We start from the raw sequence: 24,313 nt of genomic DNA, 5'->3' as shown, positions 1-24,313 counted from the left end.
AATTAATGAACAGAGCTAGAAGGACGTTCATACTCCAAAACAAAACCTAAAATCGAAATTAATAAACTACCCAGTGCAATAAGGACTAACCACCAGCCAATAACTAATCCAACACCCATCGCGCATGCTGACAATGCAACTGGTAGCGGCCACCATGAGTGGGGTGAGAAAAATCCAATCTCACCAGCTGAATCTGCTATTTCACCTTGTTGATTGTCTTCTGGTAGTAAATTTCCCAATCTACGGCTGGTAAACCAAAGATAAAATCCAACGATTAATGCAAGTCCTGCACTTAAAGAAATAGCAGTAATTCCTACTGGCTCCCCGCCAACCTGCCAATAAATTACCGCCAGGATTACATAAAATAATGAAAGACCAACAAATAGGATCCAACTAGTTTTCATTAGTGGGTCGCTTTTTCCGCCATGTGTGGGTAATGCAGATCAAAAGCTGGACGCTCACTACGAATCCTTGGCATCGAAGTAAAATTATGTCGAGGCGGTGGGCAAGAGGTTGCCCACTCTAAAGATGAGCCGTGTCCCCAAGGATCATCACTTGTCACCTTTGGGCTAGTTCGGGATTGCCACAAATTTAAGAAAAATGGAATCATGGAAAGTGCGAGCAAGCCTGAGCCAACAGTTGAGACCATATTCATGAAGGTAAATCCGTCTGAGGCTAAATAATCGGCGTATCTACGTGGAAAGCCTTTTATCCCTAACCAGTGCTGAATCAAAAATGTAATGTGGAATCCAAAGAACAATGTCCAGAAGTGAATCTTTCCTAAGGTTTCATCCAACATTCGACCAGTCATCTTTGGCCACCAGAAATAGAAGCCAGCGAACATAGCAAATACCACAGTGCCAAATAAGACATAGTGAAAGTGAGCAACTACGAAGTAGGAGGCTGAAACTGCAAAATCAAGTGGTGGACTGGCCAAGATGATTCCAGTAATCCCACCAAATAAGAAGGTAATCAAAAAGCCAAGAACAAAAAGCATCGGTGTCTCAAAAGTGACCGATCCTCGCCACATGGTGCCGATCCAATTAAAGAATTTAACCCCAGTTGGCACACCAATCAAAAATGTCATAAATGAGAAGAATGGCAAGAGCACCTGCCCACTTGCATACATATGGTGAGCCCAAACCGCCACAGACAAAGCTGCAATTGCAATGGTTGCGGCAATTAATCCTTTATAACCAAAAATAGGTTTACGACTAAAGACTGGCAAAATTTCAGTAGCAATACCAAAAAATGGCAACGCTAATATATAAACCTCAGGGTGACCAAAGAACCAGAATAAATGCTGCCACAACATCGCTCCGCCGTTTGCGGGATCAAAGATATGTGAGCCAAATAAGCGATCAGATTCAAGTGCTAAGAAAGCTGCTGCAAGTGGTGGGAATGCGATCAAAACCAAAATTGAAGTTAAAAGTACGTTCCAAGAAAAAATAGACATTCTAAACATCGTCATTCCAGGTGCGCGCATAGTTAAAATTGTGGTTACAAAATTAACGCCACCAAGAATTGTTCCCAAACCACCAATCGCAAGCCCAATTAACCAAAGGTCTGCGCCAATACCGGGTGAGTACTCCACGCTGGATAATGGAGCGTATGCAGTCCAACCAAAGGATGCTGCGCCGCCTGGGGTGATAAAACCGATGAACGCAATAGTGCCACCAAATAAATACAACCAGTATGAAAGCATATTTAATCTTGGGAATGCCACATCGGCGGCGCCAATTTGCAGCGGCATAATTACATTAGCAAAACCAACAAATAATGGTGTGGCAAACATTAAGAGCATGATGGTGCCGTGCATAGTAAATATCTGGTTGTACTGCTCATTACTCAAAAATTGCATTCCTGGTCGAGCTAACTCACCACGTAGTAGTAATGCCATTAAACCAGCGATCAAGAACCAAGTGAATGAGGTAATTAAATAGAGGTACCCAATTGTTTTGTGGTCAGTTGAGGTAAGCCACTTGACTAGCAAGCGTCCCTTTGAAGTTGGCAGTGGCGCGGATGGCGAGGCAGAAATTACGGGTCGTTGCGCGTAGGTTGTCATGCAACTGCTGCTTTCTCTTCGGCTACTAAACCTTGTAGATACTGCTCATACTCTGCTGGCGTTACCACCTTCACAGAAAATAACATCTGTGAGTGATTTCTTCCGCATAATATATTGCATCGACCTGGGTAGGTTCCCAGCTTATTTGCCGTGAACTCTAGTTTGTTGGTCACACCGGGCAGATTCTGCATCTGAATCATGAAAGCAGGGATCCAAAACCCGTGAACCACATCATTGGCATCCAAAGTAAAGCGGACCTTTTCTCCTTGAGGCAAATACAAGGTAGGAGGCTGAGCGGGAGTCCCAGTAACTGTTGCACTCTTGTATTCACCTGCGTCGCGATACTTAAACTGCCATGACCATTGAAATCCAAGCACATCAATAAAGTGTGAGACTTGCGCGTCTGGAGTAATTTTCACAATCTTGGATTCGCGTTGTACGGTAAAGTAAAAAAGTACCGCCACGATGATAAATGGAATTACCGTGTATGCAACCTCTACTGGAATGTTGTATTGAGTTTGCTTAGGAAAACTCTCATCTTTCTTGCGATGGAAAAATACTGGCCATAAAATCAAGATCAATGTAAATACACCCACCACTGCGGCTGCAATCCAAGCTCCTTGCCAAAGTGACAATGAGGCGTCATTTACACTTGAAATTCCCTCTTCAAAACCAAGACCGGAAACATCTGCTTTAGAACAGGCTGTTAATAATGGGAGTAATGCCAGTGGTAGAAGTGAAGATTTACCAGCAAGCGGGCTCATGGGGATAAGGATAACCTTCTGCCATTGCTATGTCGTACGCAGAAGGTTAGGGGTAATTGGTGGTTCGCATCACAGCCGATTTTCAGCAGGAAAGAGTGCTACACCCTGCTGCATTATCCCTATTATCTGAGTTTTTTACTAACGGGTGGGCAGATCCAAACAAATTAAACAACACCTCACGTCAAGCCGCCATTTTGCTGCAACAGGTAAGGCAAACTTTTGCAACCGCGTTAAATGCCCGCCCAGATGAGATTGAGTTTCTAGGAGAGGTTGATCTTGGTTTTCAATTAGGAATTACTGGCCTATTAAAAGCTGAGAGCAAATTGTATTATTCAAAAATAGACCGTCAAAAAATTTTTGCCGTTGCAACTACTGAACAAAACTTAGGCAGATCAACCACCTGCTTACCAGTCGATGGTAATGGTGAGATTGCAGATTTCACCTGTGGCCCACAAGATGTGATCTGCTGGCAGGTTGCTAATGGTGAGAGTGGTAACCTTCAAAAAGTAATTAAAAAGCAAGCACTGATCTTCGCGGATTGCACCGCAAGCGGCGTTGATCACCTGCCAGAATTTGAATATCAAACAGCACTCTTTGATAGTGCCAGTTGGCAAGGGCCAGCAGGCTTAGGAGTGTTAGTGATTAAGTCCGCTGAAAAATGGCGCAATCCCCTTCCCCACAATGATTTAACCCGCACTCCAGGCACATTCTCAATTCCACTGGCCCTAGCTAGCGCCGTTGCTCTAGAAAATTACTTAAAAGAAATTGATATCCGATCACAATTGAAGCAACAGATCATTGCATTTATCAAAAGTGAGATTGCTGATGTTGATATTGCATCATCTGCAGAAAGCCTGCCCAAGTTTGTTTCATTTAGTATTAAAGGTATCGAGGCAGACCGAGCATTGCTCGCCTTGGAGGAGTTAGGTTTTGCAGTTGACTCGGGCTCAGCTTGTAAGTCTGCAGATATGCAACCTAGTCATGTACTCGCCGCCATGGGCCGGCCAATCGCCGGTAACTTACGATTGACTATTCATAAAGATATCAGTGAGAAAATGGTGAAGGAATTTTGTCAGGCATTAAAAATTACTGTTGCAAAGCTTCGATGAAATTAGCCAACTAATCTGACATTGAGATGAGGCTTAACCTCATCTGCACCTGATTTGCCGTAAGCAACCTCAAATCTGCTTAAAAATTCATCCTTGGTGAAGTGATACTCCTGCGTTCCTGTAGTTTCAATACAGTAAGTAGCAAGCATGGAACCTAATTGACCACACCTCTCATGAGATAAACCCCAAGCAAGGCCAGCAATAAAACCGGAACGAAAATTATCACCGACGCCAGTGGGATCTAACTTCGCCTTCTCTTTTGGTACCCCGACATAAATTGTCTCTTTGCCATGTTCTTCAATTTGCGCACCCTTTGATCCCAGCGTTACTACTCTCACCTGCACGCGATCAAATAATTGTCGGTCAGTCCAGCCAGTCTTTTGAATCGCAAGTGCTAATTCGTACTCATTTAAGAATAGATACTTTGCGCCATCGATTAACTGGGCAATCTCTTTGCCATCCATCCGGGCTAACTGCTGTGATGGATCTGCCGCCACTGGAATTTTCAGATCCCTAGCCATCTGGGAGTAAGCCATCATTGCTTGTGGATCATCTGGTGAAATAACTAGCAGATCAAACTTTCCAGTTTTAGCGATAATTGGTGCTAACTCAATATTTCTCGCCTCACTCATTGCCCCTGGGAAGAAAGATGCAATCTGATTTAACTCAGTATCGGTTGTCACCATAAATGTTGCAGTATGCAGGGTTTTTGAGACTAGAACATGTGAGGTATCAACGCCATGTCGGTTTAGCCAAGCTTGATAATCAACCCAATCTTTTCCAACTGCAGCAATTAATATTGGATTAAGCCCTAGCGCCCCCATTCCAAATGAAATATTGGCGCCACAACCACCACGTCTGATCTGCAAGGTGTCTACTAAAAATGAGAGTGAAACTTTTGAAAGCGAGCCAGCAACTAGTGAGTCGGTGAACTTGCCACCGAAACTCATTATGTGGTCGCCACCGACTGAGCCGGCGACCGCCACCTTCATCAGAGATTTAAACTTTAGTTAAATGAATCGCCACAGGCACATGAACCCTGAGCGTTTGGATTATCGATAGTAAAGCCCTGCTTTTCGATAGTGTCCACAAAATCAATTTTGGCACCCATTAAATAAGGTGTACTCATCTTGTCAGTAACAACCTTCACCTTGGCAGCACCAAACTCAACAACAGTGTCCCCATCCAAGCTGCGATCATCGAAGTAGAGTTGGTAGCGAAGTCCAGAACAACCACCCGGTTGTACTGCAACTCTAAGACTTAGATCATCTCTGCCCTCTTGCTTTAGTAAAGATGAAACCTTCTCGGCAGCAACATCGGTTAATCCAATGCCGGTAGAAATTATTGCCGGAGTTGTTGTCTCTGTGCTCATACTCACCTATCTCCAATACTTCTTTAGGCTCATAGATTACTCGCTCTAGCAGAAAATTTCGCCTCCAAAACCTGTGAGCGTTTACACTTATCAATATGGGAATAACCGAATTAATGGTGCTGGGAGCCGCCGCGGATCCAAATAGTGAGCGGGGCGTCTCCTGTGAGGGGCAACTTCCTGCTGCCAGTGACAAATCATTAGTTGATCGGGCGATGGCTGCAAAGAAGGCCTTGGGTAGCAAGGCGATGGTGTTAGGACATCATTATCAACGCGATGAGGTAATCGCTTTTGCCGATATTCGTGGTGATTCATTTAAATTGGCTCAGGCGGCTGCAGAGAACAAGCAAGCGGAGTTTATATTTTTCTGTGGTGTGCACTTTATGGCTGAGAGTGCGGACATATTAACCGCTGATAATCAAAAAGTTATTCTGCCAGATTTGGCAGCGGGTTGTTCGATGGCAGATATGGCAACCGCCTCCCAAGTAGCGGATTGTTGGCAGGTGTTAAATAAAATTGGCGTCGCTGGAAAAACAATTCCAATTACCTACATGAACTCCTCCGCAGCAATCAAAGCTTTTACTGGCAAAAATAATGGCGCGGTTTGCACCTCATCTAATGCCGCCAGGGCGATGAAATGGGCGTTTGAAAAGGGTGAAAAAGTACTGTTTCTTCCTGACCAACATCTAGGAAGAAACACTGCGGTCCTATCACTTGGACTAAAACTGTCAGATTGTGTTTTATACAATCCATGGAAACCAAATGGTGGATTAACCGATGATCAAATTAAAAATTCCAAAGTAATCTTATGGCGAGGACATTGTTCAGTCCATGGTCGCTTCTCTTTGCAAAATATTGCGGATGTTCGCCAAAAAATCCCCGGCGTTAAGGTCCTAGTCCATCCTGAGTGCCAGCATGATGTGGTTTCAAATGCTGATGTGGTGGGAAGTACTGAGATGATTATTAAAACCGTCAAAGAGTCTGCTGCTGGCTCCAAGTGGGCGGTGGGAACAGAGCTAAATCTGGTGCAAAGGTTGGCTAATGAGAACCCCGATAAAGAGGTGGTCTTCTTAGATAAGACCCTGTGCTACTGCTCCACCATGAATCGAATCGATCTGCCGCATCTAGTTTGGGCGATGGAATCACTGGTGGGTGGGCAGTTGGTAAATCAGATAAAGGTTAAGCCTGATATTGCAAAGTATGCAAAAGTTGCATTAGACCAAATGTTAGCCCTACCTTAATCTCATGAGCGAAAAAAAAGGCAAGCCAACACCAAAGCGTAAAGAGAGCGAAGCTAAATTAAAGCTTTCCCCACTTTCACCAAATGCCAGTAAAGCAACAAAAAAAGTTTTAAAAGAGCAAACCCGCCAACGTCGCCTAGAAGCAAGAGCGGCATATATGCGCGGAGAAGAAAGTGCACTGCCAATTAGAGATCGCGGTGAGGCAAGAAGATTTGTTAGAAATTATGTTGATGAGCGAAAATCAGTTACCGAGTACTTCTTAATTATCATCATGGTGGTATTAATTTTGACCATCATTCCAATTCCAGCGGTTCAACTAGCTGCGGTTGCAGTTATGTACTCATCCATGATTTTTATAACCTTGGATGGAATTTTGTTATCCAGACGCATCAAGAAAATGGTTAAAGAGAAGTTTCCGAGTGAGCCAACCAGAGGTATTGGAATGTATGGCTGGATGCGGGCTACTCAACTACGCAGATTACGGGCACCAGCGCCACAAACCGTAATTCAAAAGCGAAATCGAAAAATAATTACTTAAGTAATTTCCAACCAGTTGGGCAAACGGGTACCCCGGTTTTAGTGACTTTCTGCTTACCTTTTATACAGGTGAATTTTACATTTTTTGAATTCTTAGGCGCAGGTTTTGGAGCTGTGCTTGCGGCCGAACTAGCAGAGCCTTTAGTTAACTTAACCGCTCCGATATACCCACCCAATGAATTTTCAAATCCGCCAGCCCATAAAATCATTGATCCATCTTTATCAAGAAAAACATCAGGATCGTTTCCAAAACTATTAGATAACGGCGCTGGAAAATTTATTTTATTTTCAGTTGAAAAAGTTAGGCCACCGTCAGTACTGGTTGAATACCAAAGTCCCATTTGACCCATTGCCATATTTTGCCTGCCAGAAGAATCTTTTCCTGGGCGCGCTTCATTATCAAAATAAAATAAAGTAACTGAACCATCGGCATGCACAACTGCGGCTGGATGCTCGGCGCTTCGAGTAATTGAAGTTGTACCAGGGCCGACTCGTATGCCCGAATCTGCACTCCAAGTTAAGCCATCGGTAGATGTAGCGGAGTAAACCTGATGTGGGTCAGGACCAGTTCCAGCTTTAACCATATCTGAGAAATAGGCTCGATAAGTTCCATTTGCCAATTTAACAATGCCAGCACCAGTTAGCCCATTTGAAGCTCCAGCATATGGAGAGCTTGAAATACAATCCGCTTTCTCAACGGTAAAGTTCAAACCATCTGATGAAATTGAACACGAAATCCCGCCAGAAGACATGTTATACATTCTGAATTTGCCATCACTTAATTTGACGACCCGAGGCATACCTTGACCTTTATCACCACCAAATGCATTTCCCACTTTGGTAAAGATTTTTCCATCTGTTGATTCTGCAATCACAATTCCCTGATTTTGGGCAAATACATACGCCCTGATAGTGCCGTTGCTCAATTGCACACCCGATACATCCGCAACTGGAAGTCCGGCTGATACTCCAAAAAGACTTGGATAAAGAATTTTGTCTGAAATTAATGTTGCGTTGTATGGGCCAGATGGAAATTGATCTGATGGATCAGCGGCCGCAGTAGGAACAGAGAGTGAAGTTAATACAATTACCAACGAAAGGGTTAGCCATTTACTTCGCTTAATTAAAAGCATGCCACCAATCTACGCCTGACTAAAGGCAAATACAAGAGAGATTCCACTAATTTCAGAGGTACTCCCGGTTCTGGCTAGGCTCTTGGCTTAGGGCTAACTGTCTTACTTGGATCAGTAGTAACCACACCCGTTAATACGCCATCAATTTCATCCATTATGGATTTATCTAATTTAACGCCCGATGCCTTCACATTCTCTTTAATTTGAGAAGGTTTAGTTGCTCCAATAATTGCACTAGATACATTTGGATTTTGAAGAACCCAAGCAATTGCCAGTTGAGCTGGGCTTAAATCAACCTTAGCTGCGATAGGAATTAACTTTTGTACCTTCTCTAAAATCTCATCTTTCATAAAGCCAGAGATCATATTTGCACCACCTTTTTTATCGGTTGCGCGAGATCCAGCCGGTGCTTTTTTACCTGGCAGATACTTTCCAGTTAAGACACCTTGAGCAATCGGAGACCAAACTATTTGACCTATTCCCTCTTTTTCAGAAAGTGGCACAACCTGGGATTCAATCACCCGCCAAAGCATCGAGTACTGGGGTTGGCTGGAGATAAATCGGTAATACCCCTTTTCATCCTGAATCTTTAAGGCTTGGGCAATTTGCTCGGCATTCCACTCTGAGAAGCCAATGTATAAAACCTTTCCACTTCTAATCAGGTCATCAAATGCGCCTAAGGTTTCCTCAAGTGGAGTTTCAAAATCAAAGCGATGAGCTTGATAGAGATCAACATAATCAGTTTTTAATCGCTTAAGGGATGCGTTGCAAGACTCCATAATATGTTTGCGAGAAAGTCCACGATCATTCTTGCCGGTACCAGTTGGCCAATAAACTTTAGTGAATAACTCATATGACTCACGCTTGACACCTTTTAATGCTTTTCCTAAAACACTCTCAGCCCTGGTGCCTGCATAAACATCGGCGGTGTCTAAGGTAGTAATGCCTAGCTCAAGAGCAGCCCTGACGCATTTATTGGCAGCTTCAGCCTCAACTTGTGAGCCGTGGGTTATCCAGTTTCCATAAGTAATCTCTGAAACATACATTCCAGTACTGCCAAGGCGCCTGTACTCCATTTACCAACCTTAACCGCCCCAGCCAACTTCGGCAATTGGCGTGGTGAGTTGCGCAAATAAAGAAAAGTAAGCAGAATCCGCCTACAACTTAATATTGAAGTTTAAAAAGTGTGACTGGGGGAAGTCGGTGCAACTCCGACGCTGTCCCGCAACCGTGAGAAATCTAGTATTTCAAGTCGGATTACCCAACACATTTGATTTATTAACCACCCGTCGAGGATTGCGGGGCGGGAAATCTCACCTAGTTGAGTTTTTTCGCTTACGTGAAACTCTCTACTTGAGAGGCAACACATGTTAAGTAACATCGTAAATAATGGGAAGAAGTTTCTTCCGGCAACACTGGTAGCAGCCCTGATTATTGGGGGCATCTCCTTCTACTCAGCGCAATCAAACAAAAACTGCGTCACAGTACTTATTGATTACGGAGTTTTAGATCCACAAAGTGCGCCTTATGAGAAGTGCCTTACTGCAGATGGTGCGGTAACTGCGCTGGATTTAATGAACAGCGCCAACTTCAAATTAGAGGGAACTGATAAATACGGCAACAATATAGTTTGTCGAATTAATAATTTACCTAAGCCAAATGAGCCAATCGGCATTAAGGGCCATGAGGATTACATTGAAACCTGTAAGGATATGCCAGCTGAGTTTGCCTACTGGGCGGTGCTGGAAAAACGTAAGCAGCCGGTACCAAATCCAGCTGATTTAAATGCGAAGTGGGCGTGGGCTCAAGTTGGCGTTGCAGATCTGGCATTAAAGCCTGGTGATTCACTTGCCTTTGTCTTTGCTGATAATGGTAATGTTAAGTTTCCGGAGTAGGGGAATTTATGTTCACTAACACAGTTGCGAACGCACCGATTATTGTTGAGGTAAGTACTACCTCGAAAGTTAAATCGCTGCTCTCTAAATTCCTGGCAGTTGCACTTCATTTTTCAATTCTTTTCGTGGGAACTGAAATTGCAGCTTATGCCTGGCGCTACTGGGGTGGACATTACTAAGCTTTAGTTAACGAACCTTAGATTCCACAAACGGTAGTGAGACCACCACAAAGGGTGAATCTGCGCCACGAATATCGATTAGGACTTGATCGCCCTTACTGACCTCGGAGTTAATTAACGCCAGGCCAATTCCCTTCTTTAGTGCGGGCGAGAAGGTTCCACTTGTAACTACACCAATTACCTTTCCAGATTGATCCTTCACCTGCATCTCTTTACGCGGGATGCCACGATCCTTCGCCAAGATCGCCTTTAATTTCAATTTACTTCCCTGTTCCTTTTGCTCAGTTAGAACTCTTTTGCCCCTAAATGTTGGTTTGCTCCAACCCACCGCCCAGCTAGCACCCGCCTGCACCGGTGAAATCTGTAGTGAGAGTTCATGGCCGTGTAGCGGATATCCCATCTCAGTACGCAGAACATCTCTTGCGCCTAATCCACATGCACAACCATTTAACTTTTCAACAACTGCGATCAATTTATCCCAAACCTTTTGCGCATCCTGCCAAGCTGGAATAATTTCAAAGCCTAACTCTCCGGTGTATCCAGTTCTACATAAAATAACTGGGCAATTATCAATTGAAGTATTTACAAACTGCATGTAATCCATATTGCTTTCGATACCAATCTCCTTTAGCGCCGCTACCGAGTTTGGCCCTTGTAACGCAATTACCCCATACTGCCGATGCAAATTCTTTACCTCAATCGCAGCAGGTGCCTGCGCCTTTAGAATCTCAAAGACTGAACTTGTATTTGCAGCGTTAGGAATCAAGAAAAGATCAGCATCTGAGTTTCGATAAACAATGAGATCATCGACTACTCCACCATCCTCATTACAAAGCAGTGTGTACTGAGCCTGACCTGCTTGAATTTTTGCTAAATCATTACTGACCATTTGGTTCAAATATTCAACTGCGCCAACACCGATCACTGAGATCTTTCCCAGGTGCGAGACATCAAATAATCCAACATTATTTCGAACCGCTTGATACTCCGCAATTACGCCAGTTGCTGCATACTCAATTGGCATCAACCAGCCGCCAAAATCTGCCATTTTTGCAGATGCCTGCGTATGTCGCGCTGCTAGTGGTGAATTGTTCATTGACTAAACCTACACTCCCCTGAATAAAGATGCTGGAAGGCTGATATTTGTTGTAATTATCAACTTTTAAAAGTATCCCTTAGGCTTACCCCATAATCAGCAGCAAACTTTAGATCCCCATAATTACAGGAGTGAAATGGTAAAGGTTAAATTAACCACCAAAGCAGATAATGATTTGCTAGTAGTTGGATTAGTAACTGTAAATAAGCGACTGCAAATCTTATCTAGCCACTCCCAAATTGATACCACCACTTTGCTGGTGACCCTAGAAACAATGGGAGCAACTGGTAAGGCTGATGAGGTAATTAAATTGCCAAGCAAGAGCAACAAATTAATTGTATTTACAGGCCTTGGCCAATCTGATTCTAACTTTTCACCTGAAACTCTGCGCCGGGCAGCTGGTGCGGCTGCCAGGGCATTATCCGGAAACAAGTCCGCCACCTTTGCACTGCCGCATAAATCTGTTGTTGAATTATCGGCGATAGCAGAGGGTGCCGCACTTGGTTCCTATACTTTTACCGAATTTCTAGGTAGCAGCAAAGGAGAGCAGAAGAGTCCACTTGGTTTAGTAAATATCCTTTCAAAGTTCTCCGATACTGCACAAGCAAAAACGGCAGCAAAACGAGCGGAGATCATTGCCGAACAGACCTTCTTAGTTCGAGATCTAATTAACACACCACCAAGTCATTTAACCCCAGATTCTTTCTCCCAGCGTATGAAAAAACTTGCTGGTAAATATGGCGTAAAGGCGGAGATATTAAATGAAGCTGCGCTAAAAAAAGGTGGCTATGGTGGAATTATTGGTGTTGGCCAAGGCTCGGCAAATCCGCCACGACTTTTACATGTTACCTACTCACCAAGTAAAGCCAAAAAGCGATACGCATTTGTGGGCAAGGGAATTACTTTTGACACTGGTGGCTTGGCATTAAAACCTGCGGCCGGTATGGAAGCAATGAAATCTGATATGTCAGGTGCAGCTGCGGTAATCGCAGCAATATTTGCCATCGCACAATTAAAACTTCCAATTGCCGTAGATGGCTGGGCACCGCTTGCAGAGAATATGGTCAGTGACACTGCAACTAGACCAAGTGATGTAATCAGTATTTATGGTGGCAAAACTGTTGAGGTATTAAATCCAGATGCTGAAGGAAGACTGGTACTTGCAGATGCCTTGGTCAAAGCGGCTGAGGTTGGCAAAAAGGCTGGCGGCTTGGATGGAATTATTGATGTTGCCACTTTAACCGGTGCGCAAGGTGTGGCACTTGGCAGTAGAACCTCGGCGGTCATGACAAATAATGAGGAGTTTAGTAATCAATTTTTAAGGGCAACTGAGATCTCTGGTGAAGCATTTTGGCCCATGCCATTACCGGAGGAGCTGCGAGCATCACTTGACTCACCAATTGCAGATCTTGCAAATATTGGCGATCGTATGGGTGGCATGTTAGTTGCTGGATTATTTCTAAAAGAGTTTATAGATCCACAAACTCCTTGGCTGCATTTAGATATTGCCTTTCCGGCATACAATGAAAAAACGGCATTTGGCTACACACCAGTTGGTGGCACCGGAGTTGCGTTGCGCTCATTAATTTGCCTCGCTGAGTTGGCTTCATCACACTGAAAGTGGCGATGAATCACACAGTTCTAGCAAAGCCTAATTTCGTGGCAGGATTACCTCATGGCCGATTTTGATCTGGTAATTCTCGGTGGCGGCAGTGGCGGTTACGCAGCAGCGTTAAGAGCATCCCAATTAGGTCAAAAAGTGGTTTTAATTGAAAAAGACAAACTTGGCGGCACCTGCCTACATAAAGGGTGCATCCCCACCAAAGCACTGCTACATGCTGGTGAAATAGCAGATAACACCCGCCATGCTGGTGATTTTGGGGTGAAAGCAGATTTTCACTCGATGGATATGGATGCGGTTAACTCTTATAAAGATGGCGTGGTTTCAAAATTACATAAAGGATTAGAAGGTCTGGTTAAATCTAGAAATGTTACATATGTGCAGGGTGCTGGTAAATTAATTTCAAAAAATACAGTGGAAGTAAATGGTGAAAAATACACTGGCAAAAATATTATTTTGGCAACTGGCTCCTATCCAAAAACTCTTCCTGGCCTTGCAATCGATGGTAAGCAAGTAATTACCAGCGAGCAGGCAATAAAACTTGATTATGTGCCAAAGTCGGTAATTGTCTTAGGTGGTGGTGTGATTGGCTGTGAGTTTGCATCGGTCTGGAAATCATTTGGTTCTGAGGTAACAATCATTGAGGGCTTACCACATCTAGTGGCACTTGAGGATGAATCCTCAAGTAAATTATTAGAGCGAGCATTTAGAAAGCGCGGAATAAATTTTGGGTTAGGTGTGAAATTTAAATCTGCAGAGCTTAAGAAGAAAGAGGTTAGAGTCACGCTAGAAGATGGCAAGGAGTTTTCAGCTGAAATCCTGCTAGTTGCGGTTGGACGTGGACCAGTCTCCACCGGCCTTGGGTATGAAGAGGCTGGAATTAAAATGGATCGAGGCTATGTTTTAGTTGACGACAAATGCCGTACCAACGTAGCTGGTATTTGGGCGGTGGGAGACTTAATTCCAACCCTGCAATTAGCCCATGTTGGTTTTGCAGAAGGAATTATGGTTGCTGAAGAAATAGCAGGACTTAACCCCAGAGCGATAAATTATGATGGTGTTCCCCGTGTTACCTACTCCGAACCTGAGGTAGCCTCAGTTGGTATTACCACCGCAGCGGCAAAAGCTGCTGGCCATGAGGTAGTGGAGTTAAATTATGATTTGGCTGGAAATGGCAAGGCAAATATTTTAAAGACTGCAGGATCAGTAAAGTTAGTTGCTAAGAAGAATGGACCAATTTTGGGAATACATATGGTTGGCTCTCGCGTAGGTGAACTTTTGGCAGAGGCGCAGTTAATTTTCAACTGGGAAGCAGATGCAACTGATGTTGCCCAACACATTCATGCTCATCCAACCTTGTCTGAGGCGATGGGTGAGGCACACTTAGCCCTGGCGGGTAAGCCACTTCATGCTCATGGTTAGGAGATTTATTTAAATGTCATTTTCAGTGACCATGCCAGCACTTGGTGAATCAGTAACCGAAGGAACAGTTACTCGTTGGCTTAAAAAAGAGGGCGATCGAATTGCAGTTGATGAGCCATTACTTGAAGTTTCAACTGACAAGGTAGATACAGAAATTCCATCACCAGTTGCTGGTGTATTAGAAAAAATAATTGTGCAGGTAGATTCAACTGTTGCTGTTGGCACACAACTTGCAGTTATCCAAGAGTCAGGGGCAGCAGCTAAGGCTGCTACACCTACAGCGACTGCGCCAGTTACACCACCTCCTCCACCTCCTCCGCCAGCGCCACCAGTTGTTGTGCAAGCACCGCCACCACCACCCGCACCAGTTGCACCTGCGCCAATTCAAACTTTCACCCCGGCACCAGTTGCTGCAAAAACAATGAGTGCAATTTCCACTGCAATTAGAGCAGATGATGCTTACGTAACTCCGATTGTTAGAAAACTTGCCACTGAAGCAGGGGTTAATCTTGCAACAATTAATGGCACTGGTGTTGGCGGGCGAATTCGCAAAGAAGATATTTTGGCAGCGGTGCCAGCTGCTGCTACTGCCCCAACTGCGGTAGCAATGTCTGGTAGCAAGCCAGTGGCTACTACTGCAGTTTCAGCATCACCACTTCGAGGCACAACCGTAACCATGTCGAGGTTACGCAAAGTAATTGCGGATCGAATGGTTGAATCTTTAAAGATCTCTGCGCAATTAACCACAGTAGTTGAGGTTGATGTCACCAAAATAGATCGCCTGCGTAATGCAGCTAAAGCATCATTTGAAGCGCGTGAAGGAGTGAAATTAACATTTCTGCCATTTTTTGCAGTTGCAGTATGTGAAGCACTAAAACAACACCCTGTTTTAAACTCCTCAGTTGAAGGTGATCAAATTACCTATCACGCAGCTGAACACCTTGGGGTAGCAGTCGATACTGAACGTGGATTATTAGTGCCAGTTGTAAAAGATGCTGGTGATTTAAACATGGGTGGAATTGCCAGAAAAATTTCAGATGTTGCAGCTCGCACCAGAGAGAACAAAATAACTCCAGATGAGTTAGGTGGTGGCACATTCACCCTGACAAATACTGGCTCCAGAGGCGCTTTATTTGATACCCCAATTATTAATCAACCACAGGTAGCAATACTTGGTCTTGGCGCAGTTGTTAAGCGGCCAATGGTGGTGAAGGGTGCTGATGGTGGTGAGACTATGGCAATCCGCTCCATGGTGTATCTAGCCCTTTCTTATGATCACCGGGTAGTTGATGGCGCAGATGCGGCACGCTTTTTAGTCACCTTAAAAGAAAGATTAGAAGAGGGCCGTTTCGAATCTGATCTAGGTTTATAAATTGCCAAGAATTAAAAAAGTAGCTGTCACTGGATCAACTGGATTAATTGGTACTGCGTTAGTCGCACAACTTCGAAGTGATGGTTATCAAGTTTTAAAACTAGTCAGAAGACCACCCCGTTCTGCTGATGAGGTCAGCTGGGATCCAATCAAGGGTGAGATTGATCTTAAATCTCTCGAGGATGTTGATGCGGTATTTCATTTAGCTGGTGCCGGGGTTGGTGATAAGCGGTGGACAGCTGCTTACAGATCCGAGATTCTTAACTCAAGGCTGTTAGGCACCACCACAATTGCAAATGCTTGTGAACAGTTGCAGCCAGAAGTTTTTATCTCCGCCAGTGCGATTGGATATTACGGTGAGACTGGCAATCGTGAAGTTGCTGAGGTAGACCGGGGTGGGGATGATTTTCTATCCATCGTTTGCCGAGAGTGGGAGGCGGTAGCAAATTTGGCACCAAGTGTTAGAACTATAAAACTGCGAACTGGTTTGGTATTGGATCCAACTGGAGGTGCATTGGGACGAATGATTCCATTATTCAAATTTGGACTTGGTGGAAAGTTGGGTTCCGGTAAGCAATGGTGGTCTTGGATTACCTTACATGATCAGATTAGAGCAATGATTTTTTTGATGAACTCACAAATTGAGGGCGCGGTAAATATTGCCACACCAAATCCGGTGACAAATAAGGAGTTCACTGCCGCACTTGCCCATGCACTAAAAAGACCTGCTTTCTTCCCAGCACCTGCATTTGCGCTACGCGCATCCCTGGGCGGCTTTTCATCAGAGATTTTAGGTTCTAAGAAGATTTTGCCGAAAGTTTTACTTGATAATGGTTTTGAATTTGATTATCCCTTTGTTTCAAACGCTCTTACCGCATTAGTGGAGTAATTTTTTATCTAAAGGACACTTCTCTGGCTTGATCAATAATTGTTGCCACTGCCAATGCCTCATCGGTACTGACCGGCCATTTGCCACCTTGCAAAGCCAGCCTTACTTGAGTGTAAAACTCGGTGTAATTCCCATCAACACCGCCATACTCAGTAATCTCATCACCGCGGTGAATAAATGCTTTGCTCTTTGTGCTTTGCCCCCACTTACCATCCACTGGCTTAGCCCCACTTTTAAGCAACATCTCTTGTGGATCTAAATCTTGAATCAAAAGTGTTCCGTTGTCACCACTTAATCTAATTCTTGGTCCACCACCACCAATGATTGCACTTGCAGACAAATAAGAATCAACACCACTATCGTGTTTAAGCACCAAAGTTATGTCATCATCTGCTGCGCCTCGAATTGATCTAACTGATGAGGTTACTAATTTTGCAGGCCCAAACCAATCCAATGCTGTTGAAACAAGGTGTGGTTGTAAATCAAGTAAGTTGCCTCCCCCTTGCGCCGCTGATTGTTTTTCACGCCAGGAATCTTCTTTTAACTTTGGATTAAACCGCTCAAACCTTGAATCCAACCTGAAAATATTTCCCAGTACTCCTTCGCTGATTATCTGTTTGATAGTCAAGCTATCGCTATCCCACTTGCGATTAAAGTAGGTTGTTACTGCTACTTTGGTTTGTTTTGATACATCAATAATCTCTTGTGTCTCTTTTAATGTCCGCCCCATTGGCTTATCAACCACCACCGGTACTCCTGCATTTAAAGCCGCAATCGCCAAGGCGGCATGAGAATCATTAGTTGATGCAACTACAAATAAATCTAGATTATCACTAAGTAACTGATCAATACTTGCGACAATTTTTGCAGCTGGAAAATCAATAGCCGCATTTTTTATGCGCTCTGGATTTTTTGTAAGGATCGCAGCGATTTCAAAGCCTGCGCCTATTAGCAGCGGTGCGTGAAAGTAACGACCGGCGAGACCAAACCCTGCGATACCTACGCGAGGTGACATTCTGAAAGGGTACTACACCTTTTCATGTTGCAACTTTGAGGGCCACCAAATTTTTGGCCCAATTACATGCACAAGTGCTGGCACAAGTAAGGAGCGAACAATTACGGTGTCAAGTAAAACTCCAAAGGCAACTGCAAAGCCAAGCTCTGCTAAAAACACTAAAGGCAGAACACCTAACACCGCAAAGGTTGCGGCTAAAACAATTCCGGCTGAGGTAATAACACCGCCAGTAACCGTTAAGCCCTTAATTACACCTTTACGGGTACCAATCTTTAGCGCCTCTTCCCGCACTCTTGTCATCAAGAATATGTTGTAATCAATTCCCAATGCCACTAAGAAAATAAAAGCGAATAGTGGGAATGAGGCATCCGCGCCAGCAAAACCAAATACATGTTCAAAAACCAATTGGCAAACTCCTAATGTGGCCATGAAGGATAAAACCACAGTAAGTAGCAGCAATGCAGCTGCTGCAATACTGCGAAGCAATAAACCTAGAATTAAACCGATAATTAATAGCACAATTGGAATAATCAATCGATTATCAGCACGTGAGGCTACATCGGTGTCATATTGAACTGCAGTACCGCCACCTACCAGAATTTCGTTATCAATCTTGTGCACCGCTTCACGAATTGTTGGAATGGTGTTACGAGCCTCAACTGAGTCTGGCGCCACTTTAAGAGTGGCATTTAACAAGACTTTGCCCTCTACTACTTTAATTGGTGGAGTTGGTGCTCCTGGTATTTTTTGACCATCAACCACTGGCTCAACAAACGCTACATTTGCGATACCACCAAGCGCATTAGTGACGGCAACAAGATCATTCTCTTTAATAACTATTTCAACTGGTGAGCCTTCACCGCTTGGAAAATGCTTACCCAACTCCTCTAAGCCAATCACTGAATCAGTTCGGGCGGTAAATGCTTCAGTATTTGCTAAGCCATCAGCTTTTAAGGTGAATGAAAAACCAGCAAAGATGGTCAAAATTACCGCAGTTGATATCCAAATTCGCTTTGGATTCTTTTCCACAGCTGCACCAATCTTCGCCCAAGTTCCACTTAACTGCTCATCAACATCATCAAATTTTGGAACCTTTGGCCAAAATATCCATCTACCAAATACAACTAATAATGCTGGAAGCAGTGTTAATACTGTGACCATTGCCGATGCAATTCCAATCGCACCAACTGGCCCAAGTCCGCGGTTACCAGATAATTGACTGAGCAGTAAGACCAATAAGCCAGCAATTACGGTAGAGCCAGAGGCAATAATTGGCTCAACTACTCCCCTTAATGCAATCCGCATCGATTCAAATCGGGACTCGTGATGATGTAACTCCTCCCGGTAACGGGCAATTAATAAGAGTGCGTAATCAGTTGCAGCGCCCAGCACCAACACCGAGAGAATTCCCTGCGACTGACCATTCAAATCGATTGTGCCAGCCTTTGCTAGGTAGTAAACAACTGTGCCGGCAAGGGACAAAGCAGTAACAGCGGTGAAAAGCGGCAATATCCAAAGCAGTGGAGATCTGTAAACAACAATTAAAATGAGTGAAACAACTAATAATGTGGTCGTGAGTAATGTTGAGTCAATCGAACCAAATGCGCCAAATAGATCTGCAAAGATTCCACCAAAGCCGGTTACATGTGTGGTCAACGCTTGGGACTCAAAATTCTTCTTTAAATCTTCACGCAAGAAATCAACTATCAATGTCAGCGCTGGTTTTTCTTCAATTCGATCCTGCGCAACATCTGAGCTCAGAGCAATATTTACTAGGGCCGCCTTGCCATCCTCAGATGGAAAGGCCTGGATGGGAAATCCTGGTACAAAATATGTACTCATTGGTTTACCAGATTCGGGCAGAATCTCATCGCCCAAGCCATCTAAGTACTTTTGGATCGCCGCCATTTTGGCTGGATTATTTTTTGGATCAACATCACCTAAGAAAACCAAGAGGGTTGGGATTTGATCGTTAGAGCTATCTGAAAACTTAAGCGTCACCTTGCTGGCAAGAGTTGATTCAGCGTTATCTGGTAAAAAGGCGGCGTTATCATTTTCTTGCACCGTTGAAAGCTTGCCAAAAGTAGGCCCTGCGATTGAGGTTATGCCAAGCCAGGCGATAATTGCCACAATTGCAATCCACAACGGCTTGCGACCCATTACAGCACTTGATGATTTGCTTTTAGCGGACATGATAAAAACAGCCTTTCAATCCAGTTACAAGGTGGGAAATCTACCAGCGATGCTACTTTGATCACACTCTGGCAGGGCGATATCACCAATCTTTCGCCAAACTTTAAGCTAACAATTAGGCTAAGCGTGTGAGTTCAACCATACTGATGCAAAAACTTCTCAAAGTAGAAGTGCTGGGTGAGGTTGAGTATTTATCCGCTTGGCAAATGCAAAAACAGATTGCAGAGGATGTAATCTCTGGCAAATTAGAAAACACTTTATTGCTATTACAGCATCCTTCGGTTTACACCGCAGGAAGAAGGACTGAACTATCTGATCGACCGCTAGATAACACACCGGTAATAGATGTTGACCGCGGTGGAAAAATCACTTGGCATGGGATTGGCCAAATTGTCGGGTATCCAATTGTTAAATTAAAGAACCCAACTGATGTAGTTGGCTTTGTGAGGGAGCTAGAGAATGCGTTGATTCAAGTTTGCGCAGAGTTTGGAGTTTTGGCGCAAAGATACTGTGAGCGCAGCGGAGTTTGGGTGCGAGATGAAGCAGGTGATCGAAAGATTGCGGCCATCGGACTGAGGGTTGCAAAAGGTGTGACCATGCATGGTTTTGCATTAAATGTTAATCCAGATTTATCGGCGTACTCAAAAATAATTCCATGTGGAATTCCAGATGCGAAAGTCACATCACTTGCTGCTGAATTAAGCGAACAAATCACTACAAATCAAGTAATGCCAGTACTACAAAAATATATTTGCCCTGCCCTAGAGAGCTTGGCCCAATGAGCATTGACCCCAATGGTCGCAAGCTGCTTCGAATAGAAGCGAGGAATGCGCAAACGCCAATTGAGAAAAAACCTGAATGGATTAAAACCCGCGCCCACATGGGGCCGGAGTACACAAAACTTCGCTCACTTGTAGCCAAGGAAGGTTTGCACACAGTTTGTCAGGAAGCAGCATGTCCCAACATTTTTGAGTGTTGGGAGGATCGTGAGGCAACATTTTTAATTGGTGGCTCCGCCTGCACCCGAAGATGCGACTTTTGTAATATTGATACTGGAAAGCCAGATCCATTAGATAGGGATGAACCTAGAAGAGTCGCCCAATCTGTAAAAGCTATGAATTTAAAGTATGCAACTATTACTGGAGTTGCCAGAGATGATCTAGATGATGAAGGCGCCTGGTTATACGCCGAGAGTATTTTGCAGGTCCACGCAGTTAATCCTGGTGTTGGAGTTGAGATGTTGGCACCTGATTTCAGTGGGAATGCTCAGCTATTGAATCAGGTATTTCAAGCTCGCCCTGAAGTGTTTGCCCACAATCTTGAGACAGTCCCCAGGATCTTTAAACAAATAAGGCCCGCCTTCACCTATGAAAGATCTCTTAATGTAATTACGCAAGCACGAGATTTTGGCTTAATAACCAAATCAAACTTAATCTTAGGAATGGGAGAAACTCGCGAAGAGGTTTCTCAGGCATTGCAAGATTTAAGAAATGCAGGTTGTGATTTAATTACGATCACTCAGTACCTTCGCCCCACAAACAAGCACCATCCGGTAAACCGCTGGGTTAAGCCAAATGAGTTTGTGGAGTTGAGCAAAGAAGCGCAAGAAATAGGATTTCTTGGCGTTATGAGTGGTCCATTGGTACGTTCTAGCTATAGGGCAGGCAGGCTTTACAACCAGGCAATGGCTGCCAGAGCTATCAGATAAGGGAGAAAGATGTTTGGTCGAAAAAAGAAGCAGCAAGAAGCAGCAGCTAAAGGTGGAACGCCGGAGAAAAAACAATCTCAGTTAGCAGTTGTTAAAGATGCTTATAAATTAGTTAAGAAAGATTCCCCGCTTGCCATCCTTTGGTGTCTTCTAGTCTTCACCCTGATTTTAGTTTTTGGCATAATCATCGGAAATAATCTAGGCCACCCGATATACGCTGGTTTCTTGTCGTTGCCACTGGCATTTCTAGCTGGTTTCTTTTTGTTTACTCGCTTTGCCAATACTGCAGCTTTTGCATCAATTGAAGGACAAGTGGGAGCTGGTGCAAGTGTGTTGATGTCAATCCGCAGAGGCTTTGTCACTACCCCAGCGGTTAATGTAAATCGCGATCAAGATATGGTGCACCGAGTTTCTTCAAAGGCTGGAATTATTCTAGTTGGTGAAGGTGGCTATGGCGTTAAATCATTAATGCAAGATGAGCGACGCAAAATGGAACGATTCCTATCAGGAGTACCAGTCACTGAGGTGATCGTCGGTGATAATCAAGGCCAGGTTTCAATTCGTAAATTACAAAAACATTTAAAGAAGCTGCCAAAGAAGTTAAGTACAGTTCAACTGCGCGAGGTACGGGCCAGAGTGCGCTCGGTAGGTGGCCTAAACCTGCCAATGCCTAAAGGTCCAATGCCAACAAATGTAAGAATGCCAAGGCGGTAATACTTAGATCTCTCGCACCGTCATACTCTGCGTAAAGTGATCATGCAGTGGGCGCTGATTATTGGTGAAAACCGCAGGTAATACCAAACAAATCAATAAGGTTCTGAGTGCAACCTTGCTGGGACCTATTCGTTGCTGTTCTGGATAACCCACCACCTTGATCGCCATTAAACGTTGGCCAGCTGATGCTTGGAATGCAATGGTAAAAAATGTAACTTCAAAATAGAAGATTATTAATGTCGTAAATGTATTACCCTCAAAGACAGTTGGTGTCAGCAAACCAGCGATCAGTCGGCACATTATCCAATCCAGTGCTAAGGCAATAAATCGTCGACCCAGCGAGGCGGCTGGCAGCATATTTGGCCCAATATCCCAATTCATGCGGGCAACCTTAGCGGTAGCTGATGCCTTGAAACATGGATGTAACAAGTCCTTTACTACTTTTTCACTATTTTCTACTAGGTTTTACCTATCTGAAACGGTGCAAAGTCGCATCAAAATCAGCAGGATTAAATCCATAGGAGAGTAAATGTTTAAGAACTCATCTGAGATCTTCGATTACATCAAGAAGAATGATGTGAAGTTGATCGATGTTAGATTTATTGATTTACCAGGCATACAACATCACTTTAATGTACCGGTTGAATCATTTGATGAAGCGGTATTTAAAGATGGCTTGATGTTTGATGGTTCATCGATTCGTGGTTTCCAATCAATACATGAGTCTGATATGAAGTTACTGCCGATTCCATCCTCGGCATACCTGGATCCATTCCGCAAAGAAAAAACTTTAATAATTCTTTTCTCAGTTCATAATCCAGATGACAACACCGCCTACTCAAGAGATCCTCGTGGCATAGTTGCCAAAGCGGTTGATTTCATGCGAAGTACTGGAATTGCAGATACTGCATTTTTTGCACCTGAGGCAGAGTTTTATGTATTTGATCGCATTAGATTTTTAACTGGAATGAATCAGGCTTTCCATCACATTGATTCATATGAAGGTGCTTGGAACACAGGCATTGAAGAGGATGCTGATGGCACACCTAATCGTGGCTACCGCACCAGAATTAAAGGTGGTTACTTCCCAGTTTCACCAACCGATCAATTTGCCGATCTTCGCGATGAAATGGTGATGAATCTTGGCAAAGTGGGATTACTTGTCGAACGTGCTCACCATGAGGTGGGAACTGCGGGGCAAATGGAGATTAATTACCGCTTCAGCGACATATTGACTGCAGGGGACGAGTTAATGAAATTTAAATACATAATCAAGAACACCGCATGGGCTGCAGGTAAGACTGCAACCTTTATGCCAAAACCATTATTTGGCGATAACGGTAGCGGCATGCATGTTCACCAATCACTTTGGAAAGATGGCAAGCCATTGTTTTGGGGAGATGGTTATGCAAATCTTTCAGATATGGCCCGTTGGTATATCGGTGGTCTGTTAAAGCACGCACCATCACTTCTAGCATTTACCAACCCAACAGTTAACTCATATAAGCGCTTAGTACCAGGGTATGAGGCGCCAGTTAATTTGGTCTATTCAGCAAGAAACCGATCAGCTTGTATTCGTATTCCAATTACTGGTTCTAACCCAAAGGCAAAGCGAATTGAGTTCCGTTGCCCAGATCCATCATCTAATCCATATCTAGCATTCGCTGCGATGTTGATGGCTGGTATTGATGGCATCCAAAACAAGATTGAACCGCCAAAGCCGGTTGATAAGGATCTGTATGAATTAGAGGGAGCTGAGGCTGCAGCTATTCCACAAGTTCCTGGATCCCTTGATGCCGTACTTGATAACTTAGAACGCGATAATGAGTTCTTAACTCGTGGTGGCGTATTCACGAAGGATCTAATTGATACTTGGATTGATTTCAAGCGCAAGCAAGAGGTGGATTATGTCAGATTGCGTCCACACCCAGCTGAGTTTGAACTTTACTACGATCTCTAATCTTTGAAGAAAACGCCTCAGATAAATTCTG

The 24,313-nt window shown here is 44.0% G+C and carries 24 protein-coding genes and 1 riboswitch; of the genes, 13 read left to right on the top strand and 11 right to left on the bottom strand.

All coding sequences use genetic code 11. The features are described 5' to 3' along the window. Positions 1 to 2 precede the first annotated feature (2 nt). The 3 genes from B1s21160_RS02675 to ctaC are packed head-to-tail and all read right to left on the bottom strand — an operon-like array spanning position 3 to position 2,829. On the bottom strand, positions 3 to 404 hold the full coding sequence (locus B1s21160_RS02675) for a cytochrome c oxidase subunit 4 (RefSeq protein ID WP_095672320.1): 402 nt from the start codon (positions 402 to 404) through the stop codon (positions 3 to 5). Beyond that, positions 404 to 2,065 (bottom strand): aa3-type cytochrome oxidase subunit I, encoded by a 1,662-nt coding sequence (ctaD, locus tag B1s21160_RS02670; protein WP_095672319.1) that lies wholly within the window; start codon positions 2,063 to 2,065, stop codon positions 404 to 406. The genes B1s21160_RS02675 and ctaD overlap by 1 nt, the downstream gene beginning before the upstream one ends. Beyond that, positions 2,062 to 2,829 carry an aa3-type cytochrome oxidase subunit II gene (ctaC, locus tag B1s21160_RS02665; RefSeq protein ID WP_095672318.1) on the bottom strand — a complete coding sequence of 256 codons (768 nt, stop codon included), beginning with the start codon at positions 2,827 to 2,829 and terminating at the stop codon, positions 2,062 to 2,064. The genes ctaD and ctaC overlap by 4 nt, the downstream gene beginning before the upstream one ends. Positions 2,830 to 2,888: 59 nt before the next feature. On the opposite strand from ctaC, the gene B1s21160_RS02660 reads away from it, so the two are divergent. Beyond that, positions 2,889 to 3,938, top strand: a complete 1,050-nt coding sequence (locus B1s21160_RS02660) for an aminotransferase class V-fold PLP-dependent enzyme (protein ID WP_223297982.1) — start codon at positions 2,889 to 2,891, stop codon at positions 3,936 to 3,938. A 2-nt stretch (positions 3,939 to 3,940) separates the two neighbouring features. On the opposite strand, the gene B1s21160_RS02655 is transcribed toward B1s21160_RS02660, so the two are convergent. Then, positions 3,941 to 4,930: a carbohydrate kinase family protein gene (locus B1s21160_RS02655; protein WP_095672316.1), complete on the bottom strand. Its 990-nt coding sequence runs from the start codon at positions 4,928 to 4,930 to the stop codon at positions 3,941 to 3,943. A 14-nt stretch (positions 4,931 to 4,944) separates the two neighbouring features. Beyond that, on the bottom strand, positions 4,945 to 5,316 hold the full coding sequence (locus tag B1s21160_RS02650; protein WP_223297981.1) for a HesB/IscA family protein: 372 nt from the start codon (positions 5,314 to 5,316) through the stop codon (positions 4,945 to 4,947). 89 nt (positions 5,317 to 5,405) lie between these two features. Between B1s21160_RS02650 and nadA the strand changes: the two genes are divergently transcribed. Continuing rightward, positions 5,406 to 6,548, top strand: a complete 1,143-nt coding sequence (gene nadA, locus B1s21160_RS02645; RefSeq protein ID WP_095672314.1) for a quinolinate synthase NadA — start codon at positions 5,406 to 5,408, stop codon at positions 6,546 to 6,548. 4 nt (positions 6,549 to 6,552) lie between these two features. Next, the gene (locus tag B1s21160_RS02640) at positions 6,553 to 7,086 is read left to right on the top strand and encodes a DUF3043 domain-containing protein (RefSeq protein ID WP_095672313.1); all 534 of its coding nucleotides are present in this window, start codon (positions 6,553 to 6,555) and stop codon (positions 7,084 to 7,086) included. Here B1s21160_RS02640 and B1s21160_RS02635 read toward each other — a convergent pair. Beyond that, a complete protein-coding gene (locus tag B1s21160_RS02635; protein WP_095672312.1) occupies positions 7,079 to 8,218 on the bottom strand; it encodes a sialidase family protein in 1,140 nt (379 codons plus the stop codon). The genes B1s21160_RS02640 and B1s21160_RS02635 overlap by 8 nt on opposite strands. A gap of 74 nt (positions 8,219 to 8,292) precedes the next feature. Then, on the bottom strand, positions 8,293 to 9,294 hold the full coding sequence (locus B1s21160_RS02630) for an aldo/keto reductase family protein (RefSeq protein WP_095672311.1): 1,002 nt from the start codon (positions 9,292 to 9,294) through the stop codon (positions 8,293 to 8,295). Positions 9,295 to 9,386: 92 nt separating this feature from the next. Beyond that, a riboswitch (adenosylcobalamin (AdoCbl) riboswitch) is annotated at positions 9,387 to 9,533 on the top strand. Positions 9,534 to 9,585: 52 nt separating this feature from the next. Between B1s21160_RS02630 and B1s21160_RS02625 the strand changes: the two genes are divergently transcribed. Next, on the top strand, positions 9,586 to 10,113 hold the full coding sequence (locus B1s21160_RS02625) for a hypothetical protein (RefSeq protein WP_095672310.1): 528 nt from the start codon (positions 9,586 to 9,588) through the stop codon (positions 10,111 to 10,113). A gap of 8 nt (positions 10,114 to 10,121) precedes the next feature. Continuing rightward, positions 10,122 to 10,292, top strand: coding sequence for a hypothetical protein (locus B1s21160_RS06350; protein ID WP_190276967.1), 171 nt, complete (start codon positions 10,122 to 10,124; stop codon positions 10,290 to 10,292). Positions 10,293 to 10,299: 7 nt separating this feature from the next. Here the strand turns inward: B1s21160_RS06350 and gcvT are convergent, their stop codons facing one another. After that, positions 10,300 to 11,388 (bottom strand): glycine cleavage system aminomethyltransferase GcvT, encoded by a 1,089-nt coding sequence (gene gcvT / locus B1s21160_RS02620; protein ID WP_095672309.1) that lies wholly within the window; start codon positions 11,386 to 11,388, stop codon positions 10,300 to 10,302. Positions 11,389 to 11,524: 136 nt separating this feature from the next. On the opposite strand from gcvT, the gene B1s21160_RS02615 reads away from it, so the two are divergent. Genes B1s21160_RS02615 through B1s21160_RS02600 form a run of 4 tightly spaced genes read left to right on the top strand, consistent with a single transcriptional unit; the run spans position 11,525 to position 16,692 of the window. Then, on the top strand, positions 11,525 to 13,006 hold the full coding sequence (locus B1s21160_RS02615; RefSeq protein WP_095672308.1) for a leucyl aminopeptidase: 1,482 nt from the start codon (positions 11,525 to 11,527) through the stop codon (positions 13,004 to 13,006). A 57-nt stretch (positions 13,007 to 13,063) separates the two neighbouring features. After that, positions 13,064 to 14,431, top strand: coding sequence for a dihydrolipoyl dehydrogenase (gene lpdA, locus B1s21160_RS02610; RefSeq protein ID WP_095672307.1), 1,368 nt, complete (start codon positions 13,064 to 13,066; stop codon positions 14,429 to 14,431). Positions 14,432 to 14,444: 13 nt separating this feature from the next. Then, entirely contained in the window at positions 14,445 to 15,803 is a 1,359-nt protein-coding gene (sucB, locus tag B1s21160_RS02605; RefSeq protein WP_095672306.1) for a 2-oxoglutarate dehydrogenase, E2 component, dihydrolipoamide succinyltransferase, read from the top strand. Between the two features lies 1 nt (position 15,804). Then, positions 15,805 to 16,692 carry a TIGR01777 family oxidoreductase gene (locus B1s21160_RS02600; RefSeq protein ID WP_095672305.1) on the top strand — a complete coding sequence of 296 codons (888 nt, stop codon included), beginning with the start codon at positions 15,805 to 15,807 and terminating at the stop codon, positions 16,690 to 16,692. A gap of 4 nt (positions 16,693 to 16,696) precedes the next feature. Here B1s21160_RS02600 and B1s21160_RS02595 read toward each other — a convergent pair whose 3' ends face one another. After that, positions 16,697 to 17,707 (bottom strand): Gfo/Idh/MocA family oxidoreductase, encoded by a 1,011-nt coding sequence (locus B1s21160_RS02595; RefSeq protein WP_095672304.1) that lies wholly within the window; start codon positions 17,705 to 17,707, stop codon positions 16,697 to 16,699. A 12-nt stretch (positions 17,708 to 17,719) separates the two neighbouring features. Continuing rightward, positions 17,720 to 19,900 (bottom strand): MMPL family transporter, encoded by a 2,181-nt coding sequence (locus B1s21160_RS02590; protein WP_095672303.1) that lies wholly within the window; start codon positions 19,898 to 19,900, stop codon positions 17,720 to 17,722. A gap of 128 nt (positions 19,901 to 20,028) precedes the next feature. On the opposite strand from B1s21160_RS02590, the gene lipB reads away from it, so the two are divergent. The 3 genes from lipB to B1s21160_RS02575 are packed head-to-tail and all read left to right on the top strand — an operon-like array spanning position 20,029 to position 22,322. Then, positions 20,029 to 20,682, top strand: coding sequence for a lipoyl(octanoyl) transferase LipB (gene lipB, locus B1s21160_RS02585; protein ID WP_095672302.1), 654 nt, complete (start codon positions 20,029 to 20,031; stop codon positions 20,680 to 20,682). Further along, entirely contained in the window at positions 20,679 to 21,608 is a 930-nt protein-coding gene (lipA, locus tag B1s21160_RS02580) for a lipoyl synthase (protein WP_095672301.1), read from the top strand. The genes lipB and lipA overlap by 4 nt, the downstream gene beginning before the upstream one ends. Before the next feature lie 9 nt (positions 21,609 to 21,617). Further along, positions 21,618 to 22,322, top strand: coding sequence for a DUF4191 domain-containing protein (locus B1s21160_RS02575; RefSeq protein ID WP_095672300.1), 705 nt, complete (start codon positions 21,618 to 21,620; stop codon positions 22,320 to 22,322). 3 nt (positions 22,323 to 22,325) lie between these two features. On the opposite strand, the gene B1s21160_RS02570 is transcribed toward B1s21160_RS02575, so the two are convergent. After that, positions 22,326 to 22,703 carry an RDD family protein gene (locus B1s21160_RS02570; protein ID WP_095672299.1) on the bottom strand — a complete coding sequence of 126 codons (378 nt, stop codon included), beginning with the start codon at positions 22,701 to 22,703 and terminating at the stop codon, positions 22,326 to 22,328. 148 nt (positions 22,704 to 22,851) lie between these two features. Here B1s21160_RS02570 and glnA point away from each other — a divergent pair, with 148 nt between their 5' ends. Then, a complete protein-coding gene (gene glnA / locus B1s21160_RS02565; protein WP_095672298.1) occupies positions 22,852 to 24,282 on the top strand; it encodes a type I glutamate--ammonia ligase in 1,431 nt (476 codons plus the stop codon). Positions 24,283 to 24,313: the final 31 nt, after the last annotated feature.

Origin of the sequence: Candidatus Nanopelagicus hibericus, assembly GCF_002288005.1 — a bacterium.
GTDB lineage: Bacteria > Actinomycetota > Actinomycetes > Nanopelagicales > Nanopelagicaceae > Nanopelagicus > Nanopelagicus hibericus.
The sequence above is the reverse complement of the archived record's forward strand: the minus strand, read 5'-3'. Positions and strand labels throughout refer to the sequence as shown.